Source organism: Streptomyces sp. DSM 120436, from assembly GCF_055778765.1.
Genome location: NZ_JBSKBS010000002.1, coordinates 1332775 through 1353181, shown reverse-complemented (window position 1 = coordinate 1353181; position 20407 = coordinate 1332775). Strand labels below are relative to the sequence as shown.

Sequence of the window (20407 nt, the reverse complement as noted above, 5' to 3'; positions counted from 1 at the left end):
GGAACGGGACGGTTTCCGGATCTTGCCCCGAGCGGAGGATAGGCTAGCCTAACCGGGTGTTGGTCGAGAGTCCCCCCGAACAGCGCGCGGAGACCGCCTCCGCGCCCCGCGGCCGCCGGGCGATCCGCGCGCTCGGTCTGCTCGTGTCCTTCGCGGTCCTGGTGCTCGTCGCGCTGGCGAGCATCGCGGTCGGCGCGAAGGAACTGTCCCTGGAGCAGGTCTGGCACGGACTGTTCGACGCGTCGGGCACCTACACCGACACCGTCGTGGCCGACCGGCTGTCCCGCACCCTGCTGGGCCTGCTCGCCGGCGCCGCCCTCGGCCTCGCCGGGGCCGTGCTGCAGGCGCTGACCCGCAACCCGCTGGCGGACCCGGGACTCCTCGGCCTGAACGCGGGCGCCTCCGCCGCGGTCGTCACCGCCATCACCTTCTTCGGCGTCACCTCCCTGTCCGGGTACGTGTGGTTCGCGTTCTTCGGCGCGGCCGCCGTCGGCGCGGTCGTGTGGTTCCTCGGCGGCCGCCGGGGCGCGACCCCGGTACGGCTGGTGCTGGCCGGCACGGCCATCACCGCCGCCCTCCACGGCTACCTCCAGGCCGTGATGATCCTGGACGACGCCGCGCTCGGCCGGATGCGTTTCTGGACGGTCGGCTCGCTCGCCTCCGGCAGCGACGAGGCCGTCATGCAGGTGGTGCCGTTCCTGGTCGTCGGCAGTCTGCTGGCGCTGACCCTCGCCCGGCCGCTGAACGCCATGGCCATGGGCGACGACACCGCCAAGGCCCTCGGCGCCGACCTCAACCGCACCCGCGCGCTGTCCATGCTGGTCGCGACGATGCTGAGCGGCGCGGCGACCGCCGCGTGCGGGCCGATCGTCTTCGTCGGCCTGATGGTGCCGCACGTGATCCGCTCCTTCACCGGGCCCGACCAGCGCTGGATCCTGCCGTACGCGGCGGTCCTGTCGCCCGTGCTGCTGCTCGGCGCCGACGTGCTCGGCCGGATCGTGGCCCGGCCGGCCGAACTCCAGGTCGGCATCGTCACCGCGGTCATCGGCGGCCCGGTCTTCATTCTTCTCGTACGACGGCGGAGGACGGCCCAGCTGTGAAGACCAACCGTGCGGTGCGCGTCCCCGGCGGCCTCTCGGTCCGGCTGGACGTGCGTGCCTTCACCGTCGTCGTGCTGCTGATGCTGCTGGCGCTCGGTGCGAGCGTGCTGCTCATCGGCACCGGCGACTTCCCGATGTCCGCCTCCGACGTGCTGGCGGCCCTCGTCGGCCAGGGCGACGAGGGGCAGGAGTTCATCGTCACCGAGCTGCGGCTGCCGCGGGTCCTGGTCGGGCTGCTGGTCGGCGCCTCCCTCGGGATCGGCGGCGCGCTGTTCCAGTCCATCTCCCGCAACCCGCTGGGCAGCCCGGACATCCTGGGCCTCGGCCAGGGCGCCACGGCCGGCGCGCTCACCGTGATCGTGCTGTTCTCCGGCAGCGCCAACCAGGTGGCCCTCGGCGCGCTCGCCGGCGGCCTGCTCACCGGCGCCGCCATCTACGTCCTCGCGTGGAAGCAGGGCGTGCACGGCTACCGGCTGGTGCTGGTCGGCATCGGCGTCGCGGCGGTCGTCACGGCCGTCAACGGCTATCTGCTCACCAGGTCCGACATCGTCGACGCGGCCCGTGCCGTGGTCTGGATGACCGGGTCCCTCGACGGGCGGGACTGGGACCAGGTGTGGCCGCTGCTCGCGCTGTGCGCCGTCCTCGTCCCGGTCGTCCTCGCCAACTCCCGCGCCCTGCGGATGACGGAGATGGGCGACGACGTCTCCCACGCCCTCGGCGTGCGCGTCGAGCGGCTCCGGCTGGTGCTGATGCTGTCCGCCGTGCTGCTCACCGCGTCCGCGACCGCCGCCGCCGGACCGGTCAGCTTCGTCGCGCTCACCGCGCCGCAGCTCGCCCGGCGCCTGACCCGCTCGCCGGGCCCGAATCTGGTCGCCTCGATGTGCATGGGCGCCGCCCTGCTGATCCTCGCCGACTTCGTCTCCCAGCGGGCGTTCGGCGCCGACCAGCTGCCCGTGGGCGTGGTCACCGGCGTGCTCGGCGGTGTCTACCTGCTGTGGCTGCTGGTCACCGAGCGCAGGGCGGGCCGGATATGAGCCGCGCCGACCGGAAGAACACTCGAAGGAGCACCGTGAACCGCCTGTCCGCCGAGAACGTCACTCTGGCCTACGACCAGCGGGTCATCGCCGAACAGCTGTCGGTGGAGATACCGGACCACTCCTTCACCGTCGTCGTCGGCCCCAACGCCTGCGGCAAGTCCACCCTGCTGCGCGCCCTGTCCCGCATGCTCAGGCCCACCGAGGGCCGGGTGCTGCTGGACGGGCAGGCCATCCACGCGATGCCCGCCAAGAAGGTCGCCCGCACCCTCGGCCTGCTGCCGCAGTCGTCCATCGCGCCCGACGGCATCACCGTCGGCGACCTGGTCGCCCGCGGCCGCTACCCGCACCAGAGCCTGCTGCGCCAGTGGTCCGCCGAGGACGAGCGGGTCGTCCAGGAGTCCATGGCCCGCACCGGCGTCGCCGACCTCGCGGACCGCTACGTCGACGAGCTGTCCGGAGGGCAGCGGCAGCGGGTGTGGATCGCCATGGCGCTGGCCCAGGAGACGCCGTTGCTGCTGCTCGACGAGCCGACCACCTACCTGGACATCCAGCATCAGATCGACGTGCTCGACCTGTGCGCCGACCTGCACGAGGAGCAGGGCCGCACCCTCGTCGCCGTCCTGCACGACCTCAACCACGCCGCCCGGTACGCCACCCATCTGATCGCCCTGCGGGCCGGCCGGGTCATCGCCCAGGGCGCCCCGAAGGACATCGTCACCGCCGAGCTGGTGGAGGAGGTCTTCGGGCTGCGCTGCCAGGTCATCGACGACCCCGAGACGGGCACCCCGCTGGTGGTCCCGGCGGCCCGCGCGTCCCGGGCGGCGGCCGCGAAGGTGTGAAGCGGGTGCGGCCGGGACGCCGTGCGCCCCGCGGAGGAGGCGTGCGCCGTGCTGCCCGACGGCCCCGCCGAGCCGGCGCTCGTCGAGCTGTGCGCCGCCGTGGTGCGCCGGACCGGCCGGGCCGAGTCCGTACGCCTCGCGCGCCCGGGTGACTCCCGTCACAGGAGCTTGCGGAGCCGGAACAGGTCACGCAGACCCGCCTCCAGCCGCACCCGGCCCGACCCCCAGGCACGGGCGAAGTGCAGCGTCCCGTCCACCAGGGCCACCAGGTCGTCGCCCGTCATGGCGAGCCGTATCTGCGCCTTCTCGCGCGGCGGGCCGGGGAAGGTGTCCCGCACCGCGATCCGGCCGCCGGTGAGCCGGCCCGCGAAGGTCACGTCCAGGTCCGTGACGTGGCAGCTGACCGACCGCTCCGTCGACGCCGCCGCGCGGACGTCGCCCTCGGCGGTCCCCATGCTGTCCGCAAGCTTGTCGAGTGCCGCCCGGCACTGCTCGATCGTGGCCATCGCGCACGACGGTACCCCAGCGGTTCACGGTAGCGTCGGGGCATGAACGACGCAGTGCCGCAGGCGGCGGACACGGAGCCGGACGCCGGCGACCCGCGGGAGGGGCCGGGGGCGTCCGGGGCGCCGCGGCCGCCGTACGACGACGAGCCCGCCGTACCCGCCGGGCCCGCCCCCCTGGGCGTGCCGCGCATCCCCACCGGGAACGCCGAGGTCGACGCCCACGTGGAGCGGCTGGCCGACGCCGACCACCTCACCACCGACGGCCACCTCGAGGTGTACGAGGATGTACACCGGGGGCTGCGCGACGCGCTCACCGCGCTCGACGCCCGCCCGGGTCCCCCGCCCGCCGCCCCGCACCGGGGTCCGTCGGGGCGCCCGTCCCAGCCGGCACACGGACACAGGAGCTGAACCGAACGTGGCAGGAGTCGCACGCCGCCGTCTCGACGCGGAGCTGGTCCGCCGCAAGCTGGCGCGCTCGCGCGAGCACGCCAGCCAGCTGATCGCCGCCGGGCGGGTCAGCGTGGGCAGGACGGTGGCGACCAAGCCCGCCACCCAGGTGGAGACCGCGGCCGCGATCGTGGTCGCCGAGGACGCCGGCGACCCCGACTACGTTTCGCGCGGCGGTCACAAACTGGCCGGGGCACTGGACGCCTTCCTGCCGCGGGGGCTGGTCGTGAAGGGACGGCGGGCCCTCGACGCGGGCGCCTCCACCGGCGGTTTCACCGACGTGCTGCTGCGGGCGGGGGCCGCGCACGTGGTCGCGGTGGACGTCGGATACGGACAACTCGCCTGGTCCCTCCAGCAGGATGAACGCGTGACGGTCAAGGATCGTACGAATGTGCGGGAGTTGACGCTCGAGGTCATCGACGGGGAGCCAGTGGATCTTGTCGTGGGGGATCTGTCGTTCATCCCGCTCGGACTGGTGCTGCCCGCTCTGAAGCGGTGCGTGACGCCGGACGCCGATCTGGTGATGATGGTGAAACCGCAGTTCGAGGTGGGCAGGGAGCGGCTGGGCAGCGGCGGTGTCGTACGCAGCCCGCAACTGCGCGCGGAAGCGGTCCGGGAGGTGGCCGCCAGGGCCTGGGAGCTGGGGCTCGGGGCGAAGGGCGTGACGGCCAGTCCGCTGCCCGGACCCTCCGGGAACGTCGAATACTTCCTGTGGCTGCGGGCCGGGGCACCGGAACTGGACCCGGCCGACGTTGACCGTGCTGTGGCGGAGGGGCCGCGTTGACACAGAACCGTGCTCGTACTGTTTTCCTGCTGGCCCACACCGGGCGGGCCGCGGCCATCCGCAGCGCCGAGCTCGTGGTCAGGGGCCTGCTGCGCTCCGGGCTCGGGGTGCGGGTCCTGGAGGAGGAGGCCCGCGACCTGCCGCTCCCGGACGACGTGGAGACGGTCGAGGAGGCCACCCCGCAGTGCCTGGACGACTGCGAGCTGCTGATCGTCCTCGGCGGTGACGGCACGCTGCTGCGCGGCGCCGAGTTCGCCCGCGCGTCCGGGGTGCCGATGCTGGGCGTCAACCTCGGCCGTGTGGGCTTTCTCGCCGAGGCCGAGCGGGACGACCTGGAGAAGGTCGTCGACCGGGTGGTGAGCCGGGCGTACGAGGTCGAGGAGCGGATGACCGTCGACGTCGTGGTGCACCGCAACGGCGACATCGTGCACACCGACTGGGCGCTGAACGAGGCGGCCGTGCAGAAGGTGTCCGCCGAGCGGATGCTGGAGGTCGTCCTGGAGATCGACGGGCGGCCGGTGACCGGCTTCGGCTGCGACGGCATCGTGTGCGCCACGCCCACCGGGTCCACCGCGTACGCGTTCTCCGCGGGCGGGCCCGTGGTGTGGCCGGAGGTCGAGGCGTTGCTGATGGTGCCGATCAGCGCGCACGCGCTGTTCGCCAAGCCGCTGGTGACCTCGCCGGACTCGGTGCTGGCGGTGGAGGTGCTGCCGCACGTCCCGCCGGGCGTGCTGTGGTGCGACGGGCGCCGCACGGTCGAGCTGCCGGCCGGGGCGCGCGTGGAGGTGCGGCGGGGAACCGTGCCGGTACGGCTGGCCCGGCTGCACCACGCCTCCTTCACCGACCGCCTGGTCGCGAAGTTCGCCCTCCCGGTGTCGGGGTGGCGGGGGGCGCCGCAGTAGGGCCGCGGCGCCGCGCCAGGTCCCCGCGTGCGCGGGGGCACCGTGTCCGGACGCCGTCGGGAACGGGGACGCCCGGACCGTTCCCGCGAGGGCTGGGAACACCCGTTCGACGAGTGACGTCCCGGCATGTCACGGTCCGCCGCGGCGCCCGCGGGGCGGGGTGGCGTCGCACAACACGTGCGGGACCTCGTATGGTCTGGAGGGTGTTGGAGGAGATGCGGATACGGTCGCTCGGTGTCATCGACGACGCCGTCGTCGAGCTGTCGCCCGGCTTCACCGCCGTGACCGGCGAGACCGGGGCGGGCAAGACCATGGTGGTCACGAGCCTGGGCCTGCTGCTCGGCGGGCGCGCGGACGCGGCGCTGGTGCGGATCGGCGCGCGCAACGCCGTGGTCGAGGGGCGGATCGCCGTGCCCGAGGGTTCGCCGGCCGTCGTGCGCGCCGAGGAGGCCGGGGCCGAGCTCGACGAGGGGACGCTGCTGGTCAGCCGTACCGTCTCGGCCGAGGGGCGGTCGCGGGCGCACCTGGGCGGGCGCAGTGTGCCCGTGGGACTGCTGGCGGAGCTCGCCGACGACCTGGTGGCCGTGCACGGACAGAGCGACCAGCAGGGGCTGCTGAAGCTGTCCCGGCAACGGCAGGCGCTCGACCGGTACGCCGGGTACGCGGTCGCCGTGCCGCTCGGCGCGTACGCGAAGGCGTACAAGCGGCTGCGGGCGGTCACCGCGGAGCTGGAGGAGATCACCACCCGTGCGCGGGAGCGGGCCCAGGAGGCCGACATGCTGCGCTTCGGGCTCGAGGAGATCGCCGCGGTCGAGCCGCGTGCGGGCGAGGACGCGGAGCTGGCGGAGGAGGCGGAGCGGCTCGGGCACGCCGAGGCGCTGAGGTCGGCCGCCGCGGTCGCGCACGCCGCGCTGGCGGGCAACCCGGAGGACCCGGAGGGCGTGGACGCCGGGACGCTCGTCGCGGGCGCCCAGCGGGCCCTGGACGCCGTGCGGGCGCACGACCCGGCGCTGGCCGCGCTGACCGACCGGATCGGGGAGATCGGCATCCTGCTGCGTGACGTCGCGGGCGAGTTGGCCGGTTACGCCGACGACCTGGACGCGGACCCGCTGCGGCTGGCGGCGGTCGAGGAGCGCCGGGCGGCGCTGAACGGGCTGACCCGCAAGTACGGCGAGGACGCCGCCGAGGTGCTGGCGTGGGCGGAGCGGAGCGCCGCGCGCCTCGTGGAGCTGGAGGGCGACGACGAGCGGATCGGCGAGCTGACCGCCGAGCGTGATGCGCTCCGCGCCGAACTGGGCGCGCTGGCACAGGAGTTGTCGGAGGCACGGGCGGAGGCCGCGGAGCGGTTCGCGGCGGCCGTGACGGAGGAGCTGGCGTCGCTCGCCATGCCGCACGCACGCGTGTCGTTCGACATCCGGCAGACCGAGGACCCCGACGGCGTCGAGGTGAACGGGCGCACGGTGGCGTACGGGCCGTCGGGTGTGGACGAGGTCGAGCTGCTGCTGGCTCCGCACCCCGGGGCGCCGCCCCGGCCGATCGCCAAGGGCGCCTCGGGCGGTGAGCTGTCGCGCGTGATGCTGGCCGTGGAGGTCGTGTTCGCCGGGACCGACCCGGTGCCGACGTACCTGTTCGACGAGGTGGACGCCGGCGTCGGCGGCAAGGCGGCGGTGGAGATCGGGCGGCGTCTCGCCCGTCTGGCGAAGAAGGCGCAGGTCGTGGTCGTCACGCACCTGCCGCAGGTGGCCGCGTTCGCCGACCGGCAGCTGCTGGTGGAGAAGACCAGCGACGGCTCGGTCACCCGGTCCGGCGTGAAGGTGCTGGAGGGCGAGGACCGCGTACGGGAGCTGTCGCGGATGCTGGCCGGCCAGGAGGACTCCGAGACGGCGCGGGCGCACGCGGAGGAGCTGCTGGCGGCGGCGCGGGTGGACGCCTGACCCGGCCGGAAGGAGATCTTCCGTCATCCGTACGGGTGATGTGTCATCAGGTGTGGACCCCGGCGTACGCCGGAGCGTTTCCCGGAACTGCCGGGCGTGCTGGCATGCTTGACGGTGTACGCGGAGGAAGCCGCGCGGGCCACCCCTGCGCGGGATCCTTCGGTACGTTCGTCGTGACCGTCCGACCCGAACCAGGAGCCCGGCCACGTGACCCCCGTGAGCAGCCACGCACGGCACGGCCAGTCGCCGCTGCGCACTGTGCAGGTGCTGGGCGGCGGCAACGCCGCGAGCGGCGCGCACGTGCGCTCGCTGGCCGCGGGGCTCGTGGCGAGGGGCGTGCGGGTCACGGTGTGCGCCCCCGAGGAGGCGGACCGCGCCTACGACTTCACCGGGGCCGGGGCGGAGCACGTGCGCGTGCCGCGCAGCAGCGACCCGGGGTCGGTGGCCGCGCTGCGCGCCGCCTGCTCGGGCGCGGACCTGGTGCACGCGCACGGTCTGCACGCCTCGTTCCGCACGTCCCTGGCGCTCAGCGGGCGCAGCACCCCGTTCGTCGTCACCTGGCACGACCGGGCGCACGCCGAAGGCCCCCGCGCGCACTTCCTGCGCGTGCTGGAGCGACGGGTCGTGCGGGCGGCCGGCGTGGTGCTGGGGACGACCTCCGCGCTGGTGGACCGGGCGCGCCGCAGCGGGGCGCGCGACGCCCGGCTGGCCGCGGTCTCCCTGCCCGGACCCCGCAGCGCGCCGGCGCCGGAGGAGGCCGAGCGGCGCACGCCCAAGGTGCGCGCCGAACTCGGCGCCGTGGACCGTCCGTTGATCGTGGCCGTCGGTTCCCTGGAGCGGCACCGGGGCCACGACGTCCTGCTGGACGCCACGCACGCCTGGCAGCGCCTCGACCCGGCGCCGCTGGTGGTGGTCGCGGGAGAGGGGCCGCTGCACGGCGAACTGCGGCGCGCCGTCGAGGCCCAGGACCTCCCGGTGCGGCTGCTCGGCCGCCGTGAGGACGCCTCCGACCTGCTGGCCGCGGCCGACGTGGCCGTGCTGCCGAGCCGCAGGGAGGAGGGGCGCTCCCTGTTCGCCCAGGAGGCGCTCCACGCGCGTGTGCCGCTCGTCGCGACCCGGGTGGGCGGCATCCCCGAACTCGTCGGCGACGCCGCCGAACTCGTGCCGCGCGGCGACGCGCGGGCGCTCGCCGACGCCGTGATCCGGCTGCTGACGGACCCGGAGCACCGGGAGTCGCTCGTGCGGCGGGGGGTACGGCAGGCCGCGACCTGGCCGACCGAGGACCAGACGGTCGCCCAGGTCCTCAGCGTCTACGACGAGCTGACCCGGCTCCGGCCACTGATCTGAACCCTCCGCGGGTCCCGCCCGCCGGTCAGGGCACGTGCCGCCGTGCCCGCAGGGCCAGGCTCAGTGTCAGCACCGCCTGGGGGTCGTCGAGATCGGCGCCCAGCAACTCCCCGATGCGGGCGAGCCGGTTGTAGAGCGTCTGCCGGTTCAGATGCAGCTCCCGCGCGGTCTCCGCCTTGCGCCCGGCATGCGCCAGATACGTCTCCAGGGTGGGCAGCAGCGCGGGCCGGGAGCGGCGGTCGTGGTCCAGCACCGGGCCGATCGCCCGGTCCACGAAGTCCGCCAGGTCCGGATGGTCGCGCAGCCGCCACAGCAGCAGGTCGATGTCCAGCCGCCGGGCGTCGTACCAGGGGCGCTCGGGCAGCCCCTGCGCCGCCGTGGCCGTCTCCACCGTGTGCCGCAGCCCCGCCGGCACCGCCGCCCAGTCACCGGCCGGCCCGACCACCACCACGGGCGGCCGTCCGCCCGGCCGCAGCGTCCCCGCGCGCTCCGCCCCGGCGCGCAGCGCGGCCGCCACCCGGTCCGCGACGGACGGCCGGTCCGTGTCCGCGCGCAGCGCGAGCAGCAGCGGCACCCGCCCCTCGACCGGCCGCACCCCGAGCAGCACCGGCACACCGAGCGAGGACAGCTCCTCGCCCACCGCGCGGGCCAGCACCGCCCAGCCGCCGTCCTGCGGGGGCAGCGCGTCGCCGAGCCGCATGACCACCGGCAGCAGCGGCCCCCGGCCCGGCTTGAAGCCCAGCACCCCGGCCTGGGCGGGCGCGTCCCGGGCGCTGATCCGGCCCTCGGCGAGGTCGGTGAGGAAGTCGCCGCGGCCGCGCGCCGCCAGCTCCTCCTCCTGGCGGGCCTGCATCAGCACCACGGCGAGGAGGCCCGCGGCCCGCTCGGTGGCCATCCGGTGCACCGGCTCCGGCGCGCAGCGCACCGGCAGCAGCACCAGCCGCGCCCGGACGCCGCCGCTGCCGGGCCCCCCGCCGGGCACGTCCACCAGGACCGTGCCGGCCGGCGGATCGTCCCGCCGACGGTCGCGCAGCCCCTCCCACACCTGAAGCGGGTCCGCGCCCTCGGGTCCCTCCCCGGCCGCGTACAGCAGCCGGCCGTCGGCGGCCTCCAGGAACACGGGATCGCCGGTGAACCCGGCGAGGATCTCCAGGACCCGCGGCACGCCCCCGCCGGCGAGCAGCGCCTCGGTGCAGCGCCGGTGCACCTCCTCCGCGCGCTGGAGCAGCGCGTAGTGCCCGTTGACGATCTCGGTGTGGATCTCCTCGGTGACCGTGACGAACGGCACCTCGCGGTGGAGCTGGACCAGCGGCAGCCCGGCGGCGCGGGCCGCGTCGACCAGGGCGGCGGGCAGCCGGGGGAAGCGCGGACCGAGTTCGACCACCAGGGCCGCGATGCCCCGGTCGGCCAGCGTGCGCACGAACGCCCGCTGGTCCGCCGGGCGGGCGCCGAGCCCGTAGCCGGTGGTGAGCAGCAGTTCGCCGCCCTTGAGCAGGGAGGCGATGTGGGGCACCTCGCCCGCGTGCACCCAGCGCACCGTGCGCCCCAGCCGCTCGGCGCCGGAGAGGACCTCGGGGAGGCCGCCGCGCAGTCCGGGCAGTTCCAGGGCGCGCCGCACGGTGATGCCCGTGGGCGGGGGTGTGCCGGCGGTGCTCATGCAGCGGACGCTACCCGCAGGCGCGTCCCCGTCACACGTCCGGCCCGCGCCGCCGCCCCCGGACCGGCCGGGGGCGGGGCGGCGCCGTCAGCCTCCGTACGCCCCCGACGCCGTCAGGCGCAGGGCCGTGTCGATCAGCGGGACGTGGCTGAACGCCTGCGGGAAGTTGCCCACCTGGCGCTGCAGGCGCGGATCCCACTCCTCCGCCAGCAGACCGAGGTCGTTGCGCAGCGACAGCAGCTTCTCGAACAGCTTCCGCGCCTCGTCCACGCGCCCGATCATGGCCAGGTCGTCGGCCATCCAGAACGAGCAGGCGAGGAACGCCCCCTCGTCGCCGGGCAGGCCGTCGACGCCCTCGTCCTTGCCCTCCGTCGGGTAGCGCAGGATGAAGCCGTCGGAGGTGGACAGCTCGCGCTGGATCGCCTCGACGGTGCCGATCACCCGCTTGTCGTCCGGCGGCAGGAAGCCCACCTGCGGGATCAGCAGCAGAGCCGCGTCCAGCTCCTGGGAGCCGTACGACTGGGTGAAGGTGTTGCGCTCCTCGTCGTAGCCCTTCTCGCACACGTCCCGGTGGATGTCGTCGCGCAGCCGCTTCCACTCCTCCAGCGGGCCGTGGGCGTCGCCGGACTCGATGAGCTTGATGGTGCGGTCGACGGCCACCCAGGCCATCACCTTGGAGTGCACGAAGTGGCGGCGCGGGCCGCGCACCTCCCAGATGCCCTCGTCCGGCTCCTGCCAGTGCTTCTCCAGGTACTGGATCAGCTTGAGCTGGAGCAGCGAGGCGTAGTCGTTGCGCGCGAGGCCGGTCATGTGGGCCAGGTGCAGGGCCTCGGTGACCTCGCCGTACACGTCGAGCTGGAGCTGGTGGGCCGCGCCGTTGCCCACCCGGACGGGGGCGGAGTTCTCGTAGCCGGGCAGCCAGTCCAGCTCCGCCTCGCCGAGTTCGCGCTCGCCGGCGATGCCGTACATGATCTGCAGGTTCTCCGGGTCGCCCGCCACCGCGCGCAGCAGCCACTCGCGCCAGGCGCGGGCCTCCTCGCGGTAGCCGGTGCGCAGCAGCGAGGACAGGGTGATCGCCGCGTCCCGCAGCCAGGTGTAGCGGTAGTCCCAGTTGCGGACGCCGCCGATGTCCTCGGGCAGGGAGGTGGTGGGCGCGGCGACGATGCCGCCGGTCGGGGCGTAGGTGAGGGCCTTCAGCGTGATCAGGGAGCGGATCACGGCCTCGCGGTAGGGGCCGTGGTACGTACAGTGCTCGACCCACTCGCTCCAGAAGTCCTCGGTGGCCCCGAGGGCCTGCTCGGGCTCGGGCAGCGCCGGGGGCTGCTTGTGCGACGGCTCCCAGGAGAGGGTGAACGCCACCCGGTCGCCGGGCGCCACGGTGAAGTCCGAGTACGTGGTCAGGTCCTCGCCGTAGGTCTCGACGCCGGTGTCGAACCACACGGAGTCGGGGCCGGCGACGGCGACCGTGCGGCCCTCGTGCCGGCGCACCCACGGCACCACCCGGCCGTAGGAGAAGCGCATGCGCAGCGCCGAGCGCACGGGGACCCGGCCCGAGACGCCTTCCACGATGCGGATGAGCTGGGGGGCGCCGTCGCGCGGGGGCATGAAATCCGTCACGCGGACCGTGCCGCGGGGGGTGTCCCACTCGGATTCCAGGATCAGGGAGTCGCCCCGGTAACGGCGCCGGGTCGCCGCGGGCGGCTCCGCGTCCGGGTGTGCGGGGCCCAGCCGCCAGAATCCGTGTTCCTCGGTTCCCAGCAGCCCGGCGAAGATGGCGTGCGAGTCGAAGCGCGGCAGGCACAGCCAGTCGACCGTGCCGTCCCGGCAGACCAGCGCCGCGGTCTGCATGTCTCCGATGAGTGCGTAGTCTTCGATGCGCCCGGCCACGTGCATCTCCAGTCGAACGGCCACGTCACCCCGCGAGGGGGCTGTCGCTAGTGCGGTCAAGGGGGGTCTTGCAAAATGTCGTTGAGCTGTGAAGCAAAGCAGTCGCCCCGCCGTATGTGCAAAGCGCCGATCTCTGCTCAACGAACTGACGAGCCCACGTTGTTCCGGGACTTACGGGCGGGGGGTGGTGCCGTTCGGCCGGCCGGGCTCGGCAGCGAGTGTCCGAGCAGGATACGACGCACGTAGATGATCTGTATGCCGCTCGCGGCAACGCGACCCCGCCGAACGAGTGAGCCTCGAGTGAGGGCCCCGTGTGTGGTACATGCTGCGTGGCCCCCCGTGCGCGGAGCGTGGTCGTGAGCCGTTCCCCCGCGGCGCTGTTACGCTGGTAGCCCGTGGACCGGTGGGCGAGAAACCCCGGAACCGCACCCACAGACCGCGACCACGGGAGCCCCCTCTTGGCCATGCCGCCCGCTGCTTTCCGAAACAGCACAGCTTCGACGACCAAGCACATCTTCGTCACCGGGGGTGTCGCCTCCTCTCTCGGCAAGGGGCTGACCGCCTCCAGCCTCGGCATGCTGCTCAAGGCCCGCGGTCTGCGCGTCGTGATGCAGAAGCTCGACCCGTACCTCAACGTCGACCCGGGCACGATGAACCCCTTCCAGCACGGTGAGGTGTTCGTCACCAACGACGGCGCAGAGACCGACCTGGACATCGGCCACTACGAGCGCTTCCTCGACCGCGACCTCGACGGCTCCGCCAACGTCACCACGGGTCAGGTCTACTCCACGGTGATCGCCAAGGAGCGGCGCGGCGAGTACCTGGGCGACACCGTCCAGGTCATCCCGCACATCACCAACGAGATCAAGCACCGCATCCGGCGCATGGCGACCGACGAGGTCGACGTCGTGATCACGGAGGTGGGCGGCACGGTCGGCGACATCGAGTCGCTCCCGTTCCTGGAGACGGTCCGCCAGGTGCGGCACGAGGTCGGCCGTGACAACGTGTTCGTGGTCCACATCTCCCTCCTTCCCTACATCGGCCCCTCCGGTGAGCTGAAGACCAAGCCGACCCAGCACTCGGTGGCGGCGCTGCGCAACATCGGCATCCAGCCCGACGCGATCGTGCTGCGCTGCGACCGCGAGGTGCCCACCGCCATCAAGCGGAAGATCTCGCTGATGTGCGACGTCGACGAGGCCGCCGTGGTCGCCTGCCCCGACGCCCGCTCGATCTACGACATCCCGAAGACCGTGCACGGCGAGGGTCTGGACGCCTACGTGGTCCGCAAGCTGGACCTGCCCTTCCGTGACGTCGACTGGACCACCTGGGACGACCTGCTGGACCGGGTGCACAACCCCGACCACGAGATCACCCTGGCCCTGGTCGGCAAGTACATCGACCTGCCGGACGCCTACCTGTCGGTCACCGAGGCGCTGCGCGCCGGCGGTTTCGCCAACAGGGCCCGCGTCAAGATCAAGTGGGTCACGTCCGACGACTGCAAGACCCCGGCGGGCGCCCAGGCGCAGCTCGCCGACGTCGACGGCATCTGCATCCCCGGCGGCTTCGGCGACCGCGGTGTGCTCGGCAAGGTCGGCGCGATCAAGTACGCCCGCGAGAACCGGATCCCGCTGCTGGGCCTGTGCCTCGGCCTGCAGTGCATCGTGATCGAGGCCGCGCGGAACCTGGCGGACATCTCCGACGCCAACTCCACCGAGTTCGACCCGGCCACCGCCCACCCGGTGATCTCCACCATGGCGGAGCAGCTCGACATCGTCGCCGGTGAGGGCGACATGGGCGGCACCATGCGGCTCGGCATGTACCCGGCCAAGCTGGCCGAGGGGTCCGTCGTCCGCGAGGTCTACGACGGCAAGGAGTACGTCGAGGAGCGCCACCGGCACCGCTACGAGGTGAACAACGCCTACCGCGCGGAGCTGGAGAAGAAGGCGGGCCTGGTGTTCTCCGGCACCTCGCCCGACGGCAAGCTCGTCGAGTACGTCGAGTACCCGCGTGACGTCCACCCCTATCTGGTCGCCACCCAGGCGCACCCGGAGCTGCGGTCGCGTCCGACCCGCCCGCACCCGCTCTTCGCCGGGCTGGTGAAGGCCGCGGTCGAGCGGAAGATCTCGAAGTAGCACGCCCAGTTGTACGGTTGCCGGGGTGCGGACCTTCAACGGTCCGCGCCCCGGCCGCGTCGTCGCGGGCGGGCCGGGTACCACCGCTTCGGTTCGGAAGGACAGGCATGACGATCAAGGACACCGCGGAGGAGTGGGAGATCCGCGGGACGCGGACCCCCTTCGTGGGCAAGAAGACCTCCGTGCGCACCGACGAGGTCGTCATGCCGGGGGGCGCCGTGGTCGGCCGCGACTACCAGGTCCACCCGGGGTCCGTGGCCGTCCTCGCCCTCGACGACGCGGACCGGGCCGTGGTGCTGCGCCAGTACCGGCACCCGGTGCGCCAGAAGCTGTGGGAGATCCCGGCCGGCCTGCTCGACGTCCCCGGCGAGAACCCGCTGCACGCCGCCCAGCGCGAGCTGTACGAGGAGGCGCACGTCAAGGCGGAGGACTGGCGGGTGCTGACCGACGTCTACACCACGCCCGGCGGCTGCGACGAGGCCGTGCGGATCTTCCTGGCCCGGGGACTGTCCGAGGCCGAGGGCGACCGCTTCACGGTGGAGGACGAGGAGGCCGACATGGAGCTGGCCCGGGTCCCCGTCGACGAGCTGGTGCGCGGGGTGCTCGCCGGTGACCTGCACAACAACTGCCTGGTGGTGGGCGTGCTGTCGCTGGTCGCCGCCCGCTCCGGCGACGGCCTGGACGCGCTGCGTCCGGCGGAGGCGCCGTGGCCGGCCCGGCCGTTCGAGGCGTGAGCCGGCGGTTGAGGCCGCCCGGGACGTGAAGCCCGTCGGCGTACGGGGCGCCCGTCAGGGGCGTGAATCCTACGATCTGTTGATCCGATCGAGGGAGTCTCGCCCACCGCGCCGCGCTCCTCACGGAACGTCGCAGAGCGTGAACTAGGCTCTGGAGAACGCCCGTACCGGGGATCCGGCGGGCCGGCGCGTGCGGTGGGACGGGAGTGTGGCCCGTGACGGATCAGGCAGTGGACCCGAACGGTGTGCGGCTCCCTCGGGACGCCCACCCGGAAGGTCGATTCCTGGGCCGTACCAGGGAGCTGAAGGAACTGCGCGCCGACATCGAGCGCGCCGGGCTCGACACCCTCTCCGGCCGCAAGGCCCCCCGCGCCCGTGTGCTGCTCATCGCGGGACGCCCCGGATCCGGACGCTCCGCGCTCGCCGAGGAACTCGTCCGCCAGGTCGCCGGCGCCTACCCCGACGGGGTGCTGCGCACCCGGCTGAGCGAGCCCGACGGCACCCCCGTGCCCGTCGGGTCCGCCGCCCGCGACCTGCTCGACGCGCTCGGCGAGCCCGCTCCCGCCGGCGCCCCCGAGGACGAGCTCGGCGAGGCGCTGCGCACCGCCCTCGCCGAGCGCCGCGCGGTCCTCCTGCTCGACGACGCCGCCGACCCCGAGCAGGTCGACGCCCTGCTCCCGGACAACCCCGGCTGCCTGGCCGTCACCGTCTCCTCCGGCCCGCTCACCGGCATCGCCGACGTCCGCCCCTGCACCCTCGGCGGCCTCGACACCAAGTCCGGGGTGGAGCTGCTGTCCCGGTTCACCGGATCCGTGCGCGTCACCGTCGACCCCCGGGCCGCCGAGCGCCTCGCCGAGCAGTGCCAGGGCCAGCCGGCCGCGCTGGTGCTGGCCGGCGGCTGGCTCGCCGCACGCCCCAAGGCCGCCGTCGCCGATCTCGCCAGGCAACTGCACACGGACGCCGGCGCCGAACCCGTGACCGCCCGGCTGCTGCGGCTGGTGCACGACGCGTTGCCGCAGACCGCCGCCCGCACCCTGCGCCTGCTCGCCCTCGCCCCGGCCGGACTCGTCGACCCGCACACCGCCGCCGCGCTCACCGGATGCTCGGTGGAGGCCGCGCACACCACCCTCGACGACTTCGCCGCCCACGGCCTGCTGCACTCGGTGGGCTCCGCCCTGCCGCAGTACCGGGTGCCGGGCTGCCTCCACCGCGAGCTGCGCCGGCTCGCCGAGGAGCACGAGCGGCCCGCCGAGCTCCAGCTCGCCCGCGCCCGCATGCTGGAGCGGACCGTGCGGCTGCTCCAGTCCTGCCGTGCGATCACCGAGACCGACAGCCCCGAGGCCCGGGCGAAGCTCCTCGCCCTGCCGCGCCCCCTGCGCTTCCCCACGCCCCGCGCCGCCGCCGACTGGCTGCGCCTGCGCAGGCCCGCCCTGCTGGCCGCCGCCCGGCTCGCGGTCGCCGACGGGGAGCTGGACACCCTGGCCCGGCGGCTCATGTCCCAGCTGGTGCGGGCCATGGTCGCCCACGTCGGCACCCGTGCCGCCGCGAGCGACCTCTACGACATCCACCACCTCGTCCTGGGCGTCGCCGAGCGCCGGAACCTGTCCCGCGAACGGGCCGCCGCCCTGCTCAACCTCGGCGACCTCGACGCCCGTACCGGCCGCACCGCGAAGGCGCTGGTGCGTTACCGGGCCGCGTTGGACGCCGGGCGCGAGGCGAACGACCCGTACGCCACCGGGCGGGCGATGGAATCCGTGGGCGGCGCGCACCTGGAGCTGGGGGACTACGACCGGGCGGCGGACTGGTTCGGCCGCGCCCTGGCCGAGCGGCTGGCCCGCGACGAGCGCCCCGAGGCGGCCCGGCTCTACGGCCGCATCGGCGCCGCCCACACCTACGCGGGCCGCTACGGCGAGGCGCTGCGCAACTGGCGCGCGGCCGTCGCCGGGCACCGACGGGAGGGCGACGTGGCCGCGCAGGCGCGGGCGTTGAGCGAACTGGGGCGGGTGCAGGAGTACGCGGGGCGGCTGGAGGAGTCGCTGCACACCTGCCGGGAGGCCGTGGAGTGGGCGCGCCGGGCCGAGGACACCCGGCTGCAGGCCGCGCTGCACCTGCGGCTGGCCGACTCCTTCGCGCGTCTGGGCGACCCCGCGTCCGCCGCGCTGCACCGGAGCACGGCCGAGCGCATGCTGGCCGAGGAGGCCGCGGAGGACGACTCCGAGCCGGAATGCGGAGCTAACGCCTGCGAAATCCGCATCGCTTCCACTGAAGATTGATGCAATGGAAGGCTAGACAGCAGGAACACCTTCATTAGACTGGCTCTGCCGCACCATCTCCTGCGGTCTCTCCCGGTGTGCCCGCGCGTGCCCGGGTATGTGTAGTGATATCCCCACACCCTCTGAGCCAAGGACCGTGATCCACGTGAAGGTCGGCATCCCCCGCGAGGTCAAGAACAACGAGTTCCGGGTGGCCATCACCCCTGCCGGCGTGCACGAGCTCGTGCGCCACGGCCACCAGGTCGTCATCGAGCGCGGCGCCGGCGCCGGCTCCTCGATCCCGGACGGCGAGTACGTCGCCGCGGGCGGTCGGATCCTGGACACCGCCGACGAGGTCTGGGCCGCCGCCGACCTGCTGCTCAAGGTCAAGGAGCCGGTCGCGGAGGAGTACCACCGCCTGCGCAAGGACCAGACCCTCTTCACCTACCTGCACCTGGCCGCGTCCAAGGAGTGCACGGACGCCCTGCTGGAGTCCGGCACCACCGCCATCGCCTACGAGACCGTCGAGCTGCCCAGCCGCGCGCTGCCGCTGCTCGCCCCGATGTCCGAGGTCGCGGGCCGCCTCTCCACCCAGGTCGGCGCCTACCACCTCATGCGCGCCCACGGCGGCCGCGGCGTGCTGCCCGGCGGCGTCCCCGGCGTGCTGGCCGGCCGCGCGGTCGTCATCGGCGCCGGCGTCTCCGGCTGGAACGCCGCGCAGATAGCCGTCGGCATGGGTTTCCACGTGACCCTGCTCGACAAGGACATCAACAAGCTCAAGGAGGCCGACAAGGTCTTCGGCACGCGCGTCCAGACCGTCGTCTCCAACGCCTTCGAGCTGGAGAAGGCCTGCCTGGAGGCCGACCTCGTGATCGGCGCCGTGCTGGTCCCCGGCGCCAAGGCGCCGAAGCTGGTCACCAACGAGCTGGTCTCCCGGATGAAGGCCGGAAGTGTCCTTGTCGACATCGCGATCGACCAGGGCGGCTGCTTCGAGGACTCGCGCCCGACCACGCACGCCGAACCGACCTTCACGGTCCACGAGTCGGTCTTCTACTGCGTCGCCAACATGCCCGGCGCGGTGCCCAACACCTCGACCTACGCGCTCACCAACGCCACGCTGCCGTACATCGTCGAACTCGCCGACCGCGGCTGGGTGGAGGCGCTGCGCCGGGACCCGGCGCTCGCCAAGGGCCTCAACACCCATGACGGCAAGGTCGTTTACAAGGAGGTCGCCGAGGCGCACGGGCTGGAGCACGTGGAACTCGCCTCGCTGCTCGGCTGATCCGCACGGGCGGTAAGTCGACCAAGTCACGGATCCGCAAAGGCGATACGTCAACTCGGGACGTCAACGCCTCGCACCGGGCCGGACCTTGCGCGCCAAGGTCCGGCCGGATGTGTGTATGGTCACGTCCTGGTTCGAGGGCAACTCGCCTCGAACGTAACCGTTCTACCGATTCGTACACCCGTGAATCCTGCCGTGCGACGGCCGTACGCCCTTGACAGAGGGGTGTTCCAATGCCGACACATCGGGCCGGGTCCGGCGGATTGTGTTGCTGCGGACGGCCGACACGCCATAGAGTCGCCAACCGTCGGCATGGTGCCACGCTGACCTGTCTAGAAGTTTCCTGGTCACCAAGGAGGTAAGACGACTTGTGAATGAGTCGACATTTACTCCCGGGGGTGGTCAACCAGGAATGCCTGCGCCGGGCCAGGGGTCCGCGGGATTCGCTGCTGTCGGCTCCGTCGCTGTGCGCACCTTCGCAGCCCATCAGAGTCACGGAACTCCAGGAGTGACTCACCCAGCACACCAGAGCATGGATGGCCATCACGTGAACGCCATGGCCGGCGACGGAAGTGGCGCGCCCCACAACCATCTCGCCGACTACGACGAACTGCCCGAGGGGCACTTCTACGACCCCGACGCCGAGTACGAGCCCGACCCGGAGTACGCGGCCACGCTCGCGCCCGACGCGGCACGCCAGCGCCGTGAGCGCATCGGCCCGACCGGGCGCCCGCTGCCGTACTTCCCGATCCCGGGCCCGCTGACCGACCACGGACCCGCGAAGATCATCGCGATGTGCAACCAGAAGGGCGGCGTCGGCAAGACCACGTCGACCATCAACCTGGGCGCCGCGCTCGCGGAGTACGGACGCCGGGTGCTGCTCGTCGACTTCGACCCGCAGGGCGCGCTGTCGGTCGGACTCGGCGTCAACCCGATGGAGCTCGACCTCACCGTCTACAACCTGCTCATGGAGCGGGGCATGGCGGCCGACGAGGTGCTGCTGAAGACCGCGGTCCCCAACATGGACCTGCTGCCCAGCAACATCGACCTGTCGGCGGCCGAGGTGCAGCTGGTGAGCGAGGTCGCGCGCGAGTCGACGCTGCAGCGGGCGCTGAAGCCGCTCATGGACGACTACGACTACATCGTCATCGACTGCCAGCCCTCGCTGGGTCTGCTCACGGTCAACGCGCTCACCGCGGCGCACAAGGTGATCGTGCCGCTCGAGTGCGAGTTCTTCGCGCTGCGCGGTGTGGCCCTGCTGACCGAGACCATCGAGAAGGTGCAGGAGCGGCTCAACCCGGAACTGGAGCTCGACGGCATCCTCGCCACCATGTACGACTCGCGCACGGTGCACAGCCGTGAGGTGCTCGCGCGGGTGGTCGAGGCGTTCGACGACCACGTCTACCACACGGTCATCGGACGCACGGTCCGCTTCCCGGAGACCACGGTCGCCGGTGAGCCGATCACCACGTACGCGTCCAACTCCGTCGGCGCCGCCGCCTACCGCCAGCTCGCCAGGGAGGTGCTCGCCCGGTGTCACGCCGAGTGAGTCTGCCGGGGGCCGACG

The 20407-nt window shown here is 73.3% G+C and carries 16 protein-coding genes; 13 read left to right on the top strand and 3 right to left on the bottom strand.

Annotated features, from left to right (window positions below; all coding sequences use genetic code 11):
* The first annotated feature begins 56 nt into the window (after nt 1-56).
* Genes ACWH4W_RS28205 through ACWH4W_RS28195 form a run of 3 tightly spaced genes read left to right on the top strand, consistent with a single transcriptional unit; the run spans nt 57 to nt 2976 of the window.
* The gene (locus tag ACWH4W_RS28205) at nt 57-1100 is read left to right on the top strand and encodes a FecCD family ABC transporter permease (RefSeq protein ID WP_473078634.1); all 1044 of its coding nucleotides are present in this window, start codon (nt 57-59) and stop codon (nt 1098-1100) included.
* Nucleotides 1097-2134, top strand: coding sequence for a FecCD family ABC transporter permease (locus ACWH4W_RS28200; protein WP_473078633.1), 1038 nt, complete (start codon nt 1097-1099; stop codon nt 2132-2134). Before ACWH4W_RS28205 ends, ACWH4W_RS28200 begins: the two co-directional genes overlap by 4 nt.
* Nucleotides 2131-2976, top strand: coding sequence for an ABC transporter ATP-binding protein (locus ACWH4W_RS28195; RefSeq protein ID WP_473078632.1), 846 nt, complete (start codon nt 2131-2133; stop codon nt 2974-2976). Before ACWH4W_RS28200 ends, ACWH4W_RS28195 begins: the two co-directional genes overlap by 4 nt.
* A 158-nt stretch (nt 2977-3134) precedes the next feature.
* Here the strand turns inward: ACWH4W_RS28195 and ACWH4W_RS28190 are convergent, their stop codons facing one another.
* Nucleotides 3135-3482: a sterol-binding protein gene (locus ACWH4W_RS28190; protein ID WP_473078631.1), complete on the bottom strand. Its 348-nt coding sequence runs from the start codon at nt 3480-3482 to the stop codon at nt 3135-3137.
* A 42-nt stretch (nt 3483-3524) separates the two neighbouring features.
* Here ACWH4W_RS28190 and ACWH4W_RS28185 point away from each other — a divergent pair, with 42 nt between their 5' ends.
* The 5 genes from ACWH4W_RS28185 to ACWH4W_RS28165 all read left to right on the top strand — a co-directional run bounded on the left by ACWH4W_RS28185 (nt 3525) and on the right by ACWH4W_RS28165 (nt 8896).
* On the top strand, nt 3525-3890 hold the full coding sequence (locus tag ACWH4W_RS28185) for a hypothetical protein (RefSeq protein ID WP_473078630.1): 366 nt from the start codon (nt 3525-3527) through the stop codon (nt 3888-3890).
* 7 nt (nt 3891-3897) lie between these two features.
* The gene (locus ACWH4W_RS28180; RefSeq protein ID WP_473078629.1) at nt 3898-4713 is read left to right on the top strand and encodes a TlyA family RNA methyltransferase; all 816 of its coding nucleotides are present in this window, start codon (nt 3898-3900) and stop codon (nt 4711-4713) included.
* Nucleotides 4710-5615 (top strand): NAD kinase, encoded by a 906-nt coding sequence (locus tag ACWH4W_RS28175; protein WP_473078628.1) that lies wholly within the window; start codon nt 4710-4712, stop codon nt 5613-5615. The genes ACWH4W_RS28180 and ACWH4W_RS28175 overlap by 4 nt, the downstream gene beginning before the upstream one ends.
* Before the next feature lie 191 nt (nt 5616-5806).
* Nucleotides 5807-7549 carry a DNA repair protein RecN gene (gene recN / locus ACWH4W_RS28170; protein WP_473078627.1) on the top strand — a complete coding sequence of 581 codons (1743 nt, stop codon included), beginning with the start codon at nt 5807-5809 and terminating at the stop codon, nt 7547-7549.
* A gap of 207 nt (nt 7550-7756) precedes the next feature.
* Complete coding sequence (locus ACWH4W_RS28165) at nt 7757-8896, top strand: glycosyltransferase family 4 protein (protein ID WP_473078626.1); 1140 nt, start codon at nt 7757-7759, stop codon at nt 8894-8896.
* 25 nt (nt 8897-8921) lie between these two features.
* Here the strand turns inward: ACWH4W_RS28165 and ACWH4W_RS28160 are convergent, their stop codons facing one another.
* Both ACWH4W_RS28160 and ACWH4W_RS28155 read right to left on the bottom strand, forming a co-directional pair.
* Nucleotides 8922-10553, bottom strand: coding sequence for a PucR family transcriptional regulator (locus ACWH4W_RS28160; protein ID WP_473078625.1), 1632 nt, complete (start codon nt 10551-10553; stop codon nt 8922-8924).
* Nucleotides 10554-10640: 87 nt separating this feature from the next.
* Nucleotides 10641-12440, bottom strand: coding sequence for a glycoside hydrolase family 15 protein (locus tag ACWH4W_RS28155; protein ID WP_473079280.1), 1800 nt, complete (start codon nt 12438-12440; stop codon nt 10641-10643).
* 464 nt (nt 12441-12904) lie between these two features.
* Here ACWH4W_RS28155 and ACWH4W_RS28150 point away from each other — a divergent pair, with 464 nt between their 5' ends.
* The 5 genes from ACWH4W_RS28150 (at nt 12905) to ACWH4W_RS28130 (ending at nt 20389) form a co-directional block, all read left to right on the top strand.
* A complete protein-coding gene (locus tag ACWH4W_RS28150; RefSeq protein ID WP_473078624.1) occupies nt 12905-14572 on the top strand; it encodes a CTP synthase in 1668 nt (555 codons plus the stop codon).
* 107 nt (nt 14573-14679) lie between these two features.
* Nucleotides 14680-15306 (top strand): NUDIX domain-containing protein, encoded by a 627-nt coding sequence (locus ACWH4W_RS28145; protein ID WP_473078623.1) that lies wholly within the window; start codon nt 14680-14682, stop codon nt 15304-15306.
* A gap of 215 nt (nt 15307-15521) precedes the next feature.
* The gene (locus tag ACWH4W_RS28140; RefSeq protein ID WP_473078622.1) at nt 15522-17579 is read left to right on the top strand and encodes a tetratricopeptide repeat protein; all 2058 of its coding nucleotides are present in this window, start codon (nt 15522-15524) and stop codon (nt 17577-17579) included.
* Nucleotides 17580-17715: 136 nt separating this feature from the next.
* Nucleotides 17716-18840, top strand: a complete 1125-nt coding sequence (gene ald / locus ACWH4W_RS28135) for an alanine dehydrogenase (RefSeq protein ID WP_473078621.1) — start codon at nt 17716-17718, stop codon at nt 18838-18840.
* A 412-nt stretch (nt 18841-19252) separates the two neighbouring features.
* Entirely contained in the window at nt 19253-20389 is a 1137-nt protein-coding gene (locus ACWH4W_RS28130) for a ParA family protein (protein ID WP_473078620.1), read from the top strand.
* Nucleotides 20390-20407: the final 18 nt, after the last annotated feature.